Origin of the sequence: Nocardiopsis protaetiae (genome assembly GCF_045446735.1) — a bacterium.
GTDB classification, from domain to species: domain Bacteria; phylum Actinomycetota; class Actinomycetes; order Streptosporangiales; family Streptosporangiaceae; genus Nocardiopsis; species Nocardiopsis protaetiae.
On record NZ_JBJJBV010000252.1, the window covers coordinates 1 to 9,837 of the forward strand.

General features: G+C 73.2%; 7 protein-coding genes. 1 reads left to right on the forward strand and 6 read right to left on the reverse strand.

The genetic code is table 11. From position 1 onward, the window contains the following. Positions 1–28 precede the first annotated feature (28 nt). The 4 genes from ACJOT3_RS27910 to ACJOT3_RS27925 all read right to left on the reverse strand — a co-directional run bounded on the left by ACJOT3_RS27910 (position 29) and on the right by ACJOT3_RS27925 (position 4,752). Complete coding sequence (locus tag ACJOT3_RS27910; protein WP_406976101.1) at positions 29–1,810, reverse strand: ABC-F family ATP-binding cassette domain-containing protein; 1,782 nt, start codon at positions 1,808–1,810, stop codon at positions 29–31. 180 nt (positions 1,811–1,990) lie between these two features. Further along, positions 1,991–2,890, reverse strand: a complete 900-nt coding sequence (locus tag ACJOT3_RS27915) for a transketolase family protein (RefSeq protein ID WP_406976107.1) — start codon at positions 2,888–2,890, stop codon at positions 1,991–1,993. Between the two features lie 85 nt (positions 2,891–2,975). After that, entirely contained in the window at positions 2,976–3,686 is a 711-nt protein-coding gene (locus tag ACJOT3_RS27920) for a thiamine pyrophosphate-binding protein (protein ID WP_406976102.1), read from the reverse strand. Positions 3,687–3,768: 82 nt separating this feature from the next. After that, positions 3,769–4,752 (reverse strand): 4-(cytidine 5'-diphospho)-2-C-methyl-D-erythritol kinase, encoded by a 984-nt coding sequence (locus ACJOT3_RS27925; protein ID WP_406976103.1) that lies wholly within the window; start codon positions 4,750–4,752, stop codon positions 3,769–3,771. 266 nt (positions 4,753–5,018) lie between these two features. On the opposite strand from ACJOT3_RS27925, the gene ACJOT3_RS27930 reads away from it, so the two are divergent. Continuing rightward, on the forward strand, positions 5,019–6,866 hold the full coding sequence (locus ACJOT3_RS27930; RefSeq protein ID WP_406976104.1) for a serine/threonine-protein kinase: 1,848 nt from the start codon (positions 5,019–5,021) through the stop codon (positions 6,864–6,866). Between the two features lie 92 nt (positions 6,867–6,958). Here ACJOT3_RS27930 and guaA read toward each other — a convergent pair whose 3' ends face one another. Continuing rightward, a complete protein-coding gene (guaA, locus tag ACJOT3_RS27935; protein ID WP_406976105.1) occupies positions 6,959–8,542 on the reverse strand; it encodes a glutamine-hydrolyzing GMP synthase in 1,584 nt (527 codons plus the stop codon). Between the two features lie 155 nt (positions 8,543–8,697). Further along, positions 8,698–9,711: a UDP-glucose 4-epimerase GalE gene (gene galE, locus ACJOT3_RS27940; protein WP_406976106.1), complete on the reverse strand. Its 1,014-nt coding sequence runs from the start codon at positions 9,709–9,711 to the stop codon at positions 8,698–8,700. Positions 9,712–9,837: the final 126 nt, after the last annotated feature.

Below are 9,837 nucleotides of genomic sequence, written 5' to 3' on the forward strand. Positions count from 1 at the left end.
CCCGGCCGCCCCGGAGGGACCGGCCGGGTCAGTCGCCGACCAGTTCGGCCTGCTCCAGCCAGATCAGCTCCAGCTCCTCCTTCTCGCCCGCCAGGGCCTTGGCCTCGGCGTCGAGTTCGGCGAGCCGGGTGTAGTCCTCGGCGGCGGCCGCCATCTGCTCGTGCAGCTCGGCCTCGCGCTTGGCGATCCTGTCCATCCGCCGTTCGACGCGCTGCATCTCCTTCTGCGCGGCGCGGCGGTCGGCCGCCGACACGGCGGGGGCCGCGGCCGGGGCCTGGGCGGCGGCCGTCTCGGAGGCGCCCAGGGGCACGGTGACCTCGTCGGCGGTGGCCGCGCGGCGCTCCAGGTACTCGTCGACCCCGTTCGGCAGGAAGGCCAGCGAGCCGTCGCCCATGAGCGCGAGCACCCGGTCGGTGATCCGCTCCAGGAAGTACCGGTCGTGGGAGACCAGCACCAGGGAGCCGGGCCACCCGTCGAGCAGGTCCTCCAGCTCGGTGAGGGTCTCGATGTCCAGGTCGTTGGTGGGCTCGTCCAGCAGCAGGACGTTGGGCTCGTCCATGAGCAGCCGCAGCAGCTGGAGGCGGCGCCGCTCGCCGCCGGACAGGTCGCCGATCGGGGTCCACTGGCGCTCGCCGCGGAACCCGAACCGCTCCAGCATCTGGCTGGCGGTGTAGTCGCGCTTGCCGATGGTCACGTGCTCGCGCACGTCCATGACCGCCTGGAGCGGGCGCGCCTGCGGGTCCAGCTCGGTGACGTTCTGGGACAGGTGGGCGAGGCGGACGGTGCGCCCGGTGCGGACGTGGCCCGAGTCGGGCTCGCGCTCCTCGGCGAGGATCTTGAGCAGCGTGGACTTGCCCGCGCCGTTGACCCCGACCAGGCCGATCCGGTCGCCGGGGCCGAGCTGCCAGGTGAGGTGGTCCAGCAGGGTCCGCCCCGGGACGGTCGCCGTCACGTTCTTGAGGTCGATGACGGTCTTGCCCAGGCGGGAGCTGGCGAACCTGACCAGCTCGACGGTGTCGCGCGCGGGCGGCTCGTCGGCGATGAGCCGGTTGGCCGCCTCGATGCGGAACTTGGGCTTGGAGGTGCGCGCGGGGGCGCCGCGGCGCAGCCAGGCCAGCTCCTTGCGCATGAGGTTCTGGCGGCGCTCCTCGCTGGCGGCGGCCTGGCGCTCGCGCTCGGCCTTGGCCAGCACGTAGGCGGCGTACCCGCCCTCGTAGCGCTCGACGCTGCCGCGCCCCACCTCCCAGGTGCGGGTGGTGACGGCGTCCAGGAACCAGCGGTCGTGGGTGACGACCACGAGCGCCTCGGGGCGGTCGCGCAGGTGCCCGGCGAGCCAGTGGATGCCCTCGATGTCGAGGTGGTTGGTGGGCTCGTCCAGGACGATGAGGTCGTGGTCGCCGACCAGCAGCCGGGCCAGCCCGGCGCGGCGGCGCTCGCCGCCGGACAGCCCCGCCATGGGGGTGTCCAGGCTCCAGCCGCCGAGCAGCCCGCGCAGGATGTCGCGGGCGCGGGAGTCGCCCGCCCACTCGTGCTCGGCGCGCTCGCCCAGCACGAACGCGCCGACGGTGGTGTCGGGGAAGTCGTCGCGCTGGTGCAGGAAGCCCACGCGCAGGCCGCGGTTGTGCACCACCCGGCCGGAGTCGGGGGGCAAGGCCCCGGCCAGCACGGAGATCAGCGTGGACTTTCCGCCGCCGTTGCGGCCGACCACGCCGATGCGCTCGCCCTCGTCCACGCCCAGTGACACCGAGTCGAGGAGCACGAGGGGCCCGTAGGCCAGGGACACGTCCTGAAGGTTGACCAGATTCGTCATCGTCTCCATTGTCCCCGGTACCACCGGGTGCCCTGGACGAAAGGAGCCCGGGGCCGCACCACGCAAGGCCCCGGGCAGGTCCGTATCACTACATATCAGGATTTCACATGGCGTCGGGCATCGGGTTCCCCGGACGGCCAACCCGGCACACGGCCCGGCACATGCTCTCTGAAAGCGGCCCTACACCAGGAAGAAGTCCCTGGCCGCACGCGCGATTCCCTCCGCGTCCAGCCCGTGCGCCCGGGCGTGGTCGGCCGGGGTGCCGTAGGCGCGCAGCTCCGTGTTCCTGGGCACACCGAGGGAGAGCTGGCGGTGCCTGCGGTCGGCCAGCGCCTCGGAGACCTCGTGCGCCGAGGTGCCCTTGAGGTAGGGCTCCACCAGCATCACGTCGGCGTTCCCGGCCGCGGCCACCAGGGTGTTGAGTCCGGCGCGGTCGAAGGGGCGCACGGTGGCGGTGTAGGCGACGGTGACGTCGAGGTCGGCGGTGGCCTCCAGGGTGCGGTCGAGCATGGGGCCGACGGCCACGACCACCCCGGCGGAGCGGGCCGAGCCGGGTCGGACCACGGCCAGGTCCTTGGTCAGCGGCCGCGGCTCGCGGTTGGCGGTGCCCGACAGCCGGATGTACACGCGGTCATCGCCGGGCAGGGCGTCGCGCAGCGCGGCGCGCACCTCGTCGGCGTGGCCGGGCACGTGGACGGTCCAGCCGGGCAGGGTGTCGATCACGGCGACGTCCTCGGGGGCCTGGTGGGTCCGGCCCTCTTCGGAGGCGTCGTAGGAGCCGCCGATGCTCACCAGGACCGCCCCGGCCTCCTGGTGCCCCAGGCTGATCTTGAGCTGCTCGAAGGGTCGCTCCACCAGGAACGGCGCGTAGCTGTGCACCACCGGCCGCAGCCCGGTGAGGGCGAGCCCGCCGGCGGTGCCGATCATGGCCTGCTCGCGGATGCCCAGGTCGATGACGCGCCCGGGGTGGCGGGCTCCGGCCCGGTGGAACATCTCTCCGGAGATGACGGCGAGGACGACGGCGATGCGCGGGTCGTTCTCCATCTCCTCGCTGACGACGGCGCCGAACGTCTCGCGCATGCTCTTCTGAGCGGTCCGGGGCGGCACGGGTCGGGCGGTGGCGGTCGTGGTGCTGGTCACGGTGGTGCTCCCTCGGTTCGGCGGGTCAGGACGCGGGGCGGACGCGGGCGACGACGGCGAGCGGCCGGTCCCCCCAGGGGCGGGTGAACGCGGCGTGCAGGGCGTCGTGGTCGCGGCCCTGGACCTCGCGGGTGGCCCAGCCCTCCAGTTCGAAGCGGCGGGCGATCCCGCCGGGCCAGCCGTGCAGCGCCGACCCGTTGTCGATGACGACGGTGGTGAGGGACGCCACGCCCAGCCGCCCGGCGGCGGCGATGGCCTCGTGGTTGCTGCCCTCGTCGAGTTCGCCGTCGCCGACGAGCACCACGGTGCGGGGCGCGGTCCCGTCGGGGCGGCGGACGTCCTGGGCGCGCAGGCCCAGGGCGGTGCCCAGGGCGATGGGCAGGCCGTGGCCGAGCGAGCCGCTGCCGATCTCAGCGCCGGGGACGAGCACCCGGTCGGGGTGGTGGCCCAGGGCGGAGTCGAACGCGGTCCAGCCGCGCAGCGCGGACACGTCGAGGAAGCCCTTGGCGGCCAGGACGGCGTAGAACGCGGCGGGCCCGTGGCCCTTGGACAGCAGGAACCGGTCGCGGGCGGGGTCGTCTGCGGTCTCGGGCGAGACCTCCAGGACCCTGTCGTAGAGGACCCAGACGACGTCGAGCGTGGAGTGCGCGGCCACGCTGTGCTTCTCGTCGCCCTCCATCAGACCGATGAGGGCGGGCAGGTCGGCGTAGCGGGTGAGGGCTGGTGTCGTCGGCATGCCCCCAGTCTTCAATCTCAACCAAGGTTGAGGTCAATGCGGAGACCGGGGGCTCCCGCCCGGAAATCAAGGGTGATTTACGTCACACGAAGACCGTGCCGGGAACGTCCCCGTCGGCCCGCACGATCTGCTCGCACAGCCCGCTCGCCTCCAGCGCGGCCACCACCGCGGCCTCCCGTTCAGCCACCACCGACGCCTCCTCGGCGTCGCCGCCCACCAGGAACGCGCAGGTCGGCCCGGACCCGGACACCAGCGCGCCCAGCGCCCCGGCCGACGCGCCCGTCTTGAGCGTGCGCTCCAGCTCCGGCAGCAGCGACAGCGCCGCCTCCTGGAGGTCGTTGGCCAGCGCCCGGCCCAGGGCCGCCGGATCCGCCGCGGCCAGCGCGTCCCGCAGGGCCGCGCTCAGCTCCGGGGCGGGGGCGTCGGGCCGCAGCCGGTCGTACTCGGCGAACACCGCGCCCGTGGACAGGCCGTGCGGGGACAGCGCGAACACCCAGCGGTACCGGCCCGGACTGGCCACCGGCTCCAGGATCTCGCCCCGGCCCCGGCCCACCGCTGTGGCCCCCACCAGGGGAAAGGCCACGTCGCTGCCGAGTTCGGCGGCCATCCGCAGCAGGTCCTCGCGGGGCAGGTCCGTCCCCCACAGCCGGTCGCAGGCCACCAGGGCGGCCGCCGCGTCGGCGCTGCCGCCGGCCATCCCGCCCGCCACGGGGATGCGCTTCTCCAGGTGGATCCGCACCGGGCGGCCCCGGCCGGTCTCCCGGCCCAGCAGGTCGGCGGCGGCCGCGGCGAGGTTCGAGGCGTCCAGGGGCACACGTGACAGGTGGGATACCGAACGACCGTTCGCGGTCAGTTCGGCGAGAAGGGTCCCCCCGCCCGGCGAGGTGCTACCGTCGGGTCGCCCACTGCGCGGTCCCGCCTCCCGGACGGTAACCTCATCGAACAGCGAGACCGCGTGGAAAACGTTGACGAGGTCGTGGAACCCGTCCTCACGTGCGGGCCCCACCGCCAACTGGAGGTTGACCTTCGCGGGAACCCGCACGGTTACGGTGGTATCAACTGTCACGAGTCCCCAATCGTAAAGGAACCCCCTACCTTGCGTGAACGCACATCCCCGCAGGGGAACCGCTGTGTTCACCCCTGTTCCGTGAGACGAACACGATGTTCGGGCGGAAACGGGAACCAAGGACACGATTCGGGGATCGTCACCATTGTCATGTCAGTCACCGCCCTTCCGCGAACCGGCCCGATGCGGTCCGTGAGTGGGAATCAGGGCACAAACACCGCTACCTTGGGGCAAGGCGGAGTTTGGACACCGTCGGGGAGGGTTACTTGCCGTCGGATGGGCTCCCGAAGAACCTGGAACCGCTGGGCGCCGGAGATCCGGCCACCATCGGGCCCTACGTGCTGTCCGGGAAGCTGGGCAGCGGCGGCATGGGCACCGTCTACCTCGGCAGCTTGCCGGACCGGAACAACCAGGTAGCGATCAAGGTCATCCGCCCCGAACTCGCCTTCGACGAGGCGACCCGGGCGCGGTTCCGCGACGAGATGGAGAACGCCCGCAAGGTCGCCTCCTTCTGCACCGCCAAGGTCCTGGACCACGGCACGTTCGAGAACCGCCCGTACATGGTGACCGAGTACATCGCGGGCACCGCGCTGGCCGAGCACATCGCCCAGAACGGCCCCCTGGACTCCTCCACCCTGCACGGGTTCGCCCTGGGCGTGGCCGCCGCGCTCGCCGCGATCCACCGCACCGGCCTGGTGCACCGCGACCTCAAGCCCGCCAACGTGCTGCTGTCGCTGTCGGGTCCGCGCGTGATCGACTTCGGCATCGCCCGGGCCATGAACACCGCCACCAACCACACCCAGACGGGCATCGTCATGGGCAGCCCGGGCTGGATGGCGCCCGAGCAGCTGCTGGAGGAGCAGGTCACCACCAAGGCGGACATCTTCGCCTGGGGGTGCCTGGTCGCGTTCGCGGGCAACGGCACCCACCCGTTCGGCAACGGCGACGCCATGACGCTGGGCAAGCGGGTGCTGTTCGCCGAACCCCAGATCGGCAACCTCGACAGCCCCCTGGACCGGCTGGTGCTGCGGGCCCTGGACAAGGACCCCAACCGGCGGCCCACCGCCCAGGACCTGCTGCTGGAGCTGGCGGGCGGCGAGGACACCTCCAACCCCAACGACATGGTGTCGCACGCGCTGCACCAGTCGTGGCGGCCCAACCTGCCCCCGCCGATGCCGCACGGGCCGCCGCAGGGCGCCCACCAGACCATGACCGGGATGCGCCACCCGGCCCCCGGCGCCTACCAGGCGCCGCCCGCGCCGCCCGGACCCAACCCGCACCAGAGCGGAACGTTCGTGCGCCCGGCCCCGGGGCACCCCGGCGGCGGGCACCCGCAGGGACCGCCGCCGCCCCCGCACCCGCAGGCGGGCGCGCCCGTCGGGCCGCCGCCCGCCCGACACCCGGCCTCCACCGGGGCGATCCCGATCGTGCCGCCCGCCGACCAGCAGGCGCCGCGGCCGGGCCCGCAGCCGTACGTGCCGCCGGTGCCGCCGCCCCCGCACCGGCCGGCCGGCCCGGGCAACCGGCGCGGCCTGGTCATCGTCGCCGCGGCGGCCGCCGTGGCGCTGGTCCTGGCTCTGCTGGCGCTGCTGTACGTGGTGACCAACCTGGGCGACAACGAGCCCCCGACCACCCCGCAGACGGAGCAGCCCGGCTCCTCCGCGGCCCCGGAGGAGCAGCCCGGCGACGACGACACCGACGCCCCGCCCACCGCGGGCAGCGGCCTGATGGCGGCCACCAGCGCCGACGGCCTGGCCCACGTGGAGGTGCTCGACGTGGAGTGCGACCTGACGACCATCCCCAGCCGCGAGGTCCGGGTGCAGGAGAACGGGCACTACTGCGTGCTCGACGTCTCCTACACCAACCTGAGCGAGCAGCCCGTGCTGCTGGACCGCGAGATCCAGGCCGTGCGCACCGGGCGGCACCCGCAGGTCGTCGCGGACCGGCCCAGCCGGGTGGAGGAGCAGGACTCCCTGTGGCAGACCGTCCAGCCGGGCGAGACCGCCGGCGGGATCATGGTGTTCACGCTCGAATTCGGCGACTACCCCGAGGCCCTGCTGTTCCAGCACACCCGCTTCGCGGAACCCGCCGAGATCTTCCTCCGGGACGACTGACCCGCGCCCGTACCCGGAGAACGCGAAGGGGCCCGGCCGAGGTATCGGCCGGGCCCCTTACGTGCGGGCGGTGGGAGGCTGCTCCCCCGCGCCTACTCCCACTCGATGGTGCCCGGGGGCTTGCTGGTGACGTCGAGGGTCACCCGGTTGATCTCGCGGACCTCGTTGGTGATCCGGTTGGAGATCTTGGCGAGCACGTCGTAGGGCACGCGCGACCAGTCGGCGGTCATCGCGTCCTCGCTGCTGACCGGGCGCAGCACCACGGGGTGGCCGTAGGTGCGGCCGTCGCCCTGGACGCCCACCGAGCGGACGTCGGCGAGCAGCACCACCGGGCACTGCCAGATCTCGCGGTCCAGCCCGGCGTGGGACAGCTCCTCGCGGGCGATGGCGTCGGCCTCGCGCAGGATGTCCAGGCGCTCGCGGGTGACCTCTCCGATGATGCGGATGCCCAGGCCCGGGCCGGGGAAGGGCTGGCGCCACACCATCTCCGGGGGCAGGCCCAGCTCCTCGCCGACCTTGCGGACCTCGTCCTTGAACAGCTCGCGCAGCGGCTCCACCAGGGTGAACTGGAGGTCGTCGGGCAGGCCGCCCACGTTGTGGTGCGACTTGATGTTGGCGGTGCCGGTGCCGCCGCCGGACTCCACCACGTCCGGGTACAGGGTGCCCTGCACCAGGAACTCGACCTCGCCGCCGGTCTGGCCGCTCTCGGCGACGACCTCGCGGGCCGCCTGCTCGAAGACGCGGATGAACTCGCGGCCGATGATCTTGCGCTTCTCCTCGGGGTCGGTCACCCCGGCCAGCGCGGTCAGGAAGCGCTCCTCGGCGTCCACGACCTTGAGGCGGGCGCCGGTGATCGCCACGAAGTCCTTCTCGACCTGCTCGGCCTCGCCCTTGCGCAGCAGGCCGTGGTCGACGAACACACAGGTGAGCCGGTCGCCGACGGCGCGCTGCACCAGGGCGCCCGCCACCGCGGAGTCGACGCCGCCGCTGAGGCCGCAGATGACCTGCTTGTCACCGATCTGCTCGCGGACCCGGGCGACCTGCTCGTCGACGATGTTCAGCATCGTCCAGGTGGGGCGGCAGCCCGCGCCCTCGTACAGGAAGCGGCGCAGCACCTCCTGGCCGTGCTCGCTGTGCAGGACCTCGGGGTGGAACTGGACGCCGAAGAGGCGGCGGTCGGTGTCCTCGAACGCGGCCACCGGGGCGCCCGCGGTGGTGGCGACGGCGCGGAAGCCCGCGGGGGCCTCGATCACCGAGTCGCCGTGGGACATCCACACCGACTGCCCGGCGGGCAGCCCGGTGAACAGCAGGGAGTCCCCGTCGGTCACCGTGAGCTCGGTGCGGCCGAACTCGCTCAGGTCGGTCTTGTCGACCGTCCCGCCCAGGGCGCGGGTCATGGCCTGGAAGCCGTAGCAGATACCGAAGGTCGGGACGCCGGTCTCGAAGAGTTCGGCCCCGACGTTGGGCGCCCCCTCGGCGTACACCGAGGACGGGCCGCCGGAGAGGATGATCGCCTTCGGCTTCTTGGCGAGCATCTCCTCCACGGGCATGGTCGAGGGCACGATCTCGCTGTGCACGTGAGCTTCGCGCACCCGCCGGGCGATCAGCTGCGCGTACTGCGCGCCGAAGTCCACGACGAGGACGGTGTCGAACGTGCTGTCAGCACCAACGGACACGACGGAGGACCTTCCGCAGGAGTTCAAGGGAATACGCCCAGTCTAGGGCGTTGGCCGTGTCCGGCGGGTCCGCGCCGGGTGTGCGGTCGGGCTCAGCCCGCGGACCCCCGCGGCGCGAGCCCTACCAGCCCGTGGCCCCCAGCGCGTGAGCCCCCTCAGCCCGCGAACCCCCGCGGGTTGGCCGACTGCCAGCGCCAGGCGTCGGCGCAGGCCTCGTCCAGGTCGCGGTCGGCCTTCCAGCCCAGGTCGCGGGCGGCGGCGGTGGGGTCGGCGGTGCAGACGGCGATGTCGCCGGGGCGGCGCGCGACCACCTTGTGGGGCAGGGGGCGGCCCACGGCCTTCTCGAACGCGCGCAGGCACTCCAGGACCGAGTAGCCGCGGCCGCTGCCGAGGTTGTACACCCGGTGCCCGGGGGCGTCGGCCAGGTGCTCCAGGGCGGCCAGGTGGCCGCGGGCCAGGTCGACGACGTGCAGGTAGTCGCGCACGCCGGTGCCGTCGGCGGTGTCGTAGTCGTCGCCGAACACCTGGAGGAACTCGCGGCGGCCCGCGGCGACCTGCGCGATGTAGGGCAGCAGGTTGTTGGGGACGCCCTGCGGGTCCTCGCCGATCAGGCCGCTGGGGTGGGCCCCGACGGGGTTGAAGTAGCGCAGGGAGACGATGCGCCAGCGCGGGTCGGCGGCGGCCAGGTCCGCCAGGATGCGCTCGCCGAACAGCTTGGTGGCGCCGTAGGGGTTGGTGGCGCTGAGGGCGGCGTCCTCGGGGATGGGCACCGTCTCGGGGTCGCCGTAGACCGTGGCCGAGGAGCTGAAGACCAGGTCGCGGACGCCGTGCTCGTCCATGGCCTCGACCAGGGAGAGGAGGGCGTCGAGGTTGTTGCGGTAGTAGCGCAGCGGCTGGGCGACGGACTCCCCCACGGCCTTGAGGCCGGCGGTGTGCACGACGGCGTCGATGTCGTGCTCGGCCAGGACGCGGGCGACGGTCTCCCGGTCGGTGCAGTCGCCGGTCTCCAGCACCGGCGCGTGCCCGGTGATCCGCTCGACCCGGCGCAGCGACTCGGCGTGGCTGTTGACCAGGTTGTCCAGAACGACGACCCGGTGCCCGGCCTGGAGGAGTTCGACCGCGGTGTGCGAGCCGATGTACCCGGCCCCGCCGGTGAGCAGTACGTTCATTCTTCGCTTCCCTGGCTGGTGAGGAGGTCCCGCCGTGGGGCGGTTGCCCACCAGCATAGATTCCCGGGCGGGGCGGGGTGCGCAGGGACCGGGACGTGTCCCCGAACGGGACCGCGCCCCGGCGGC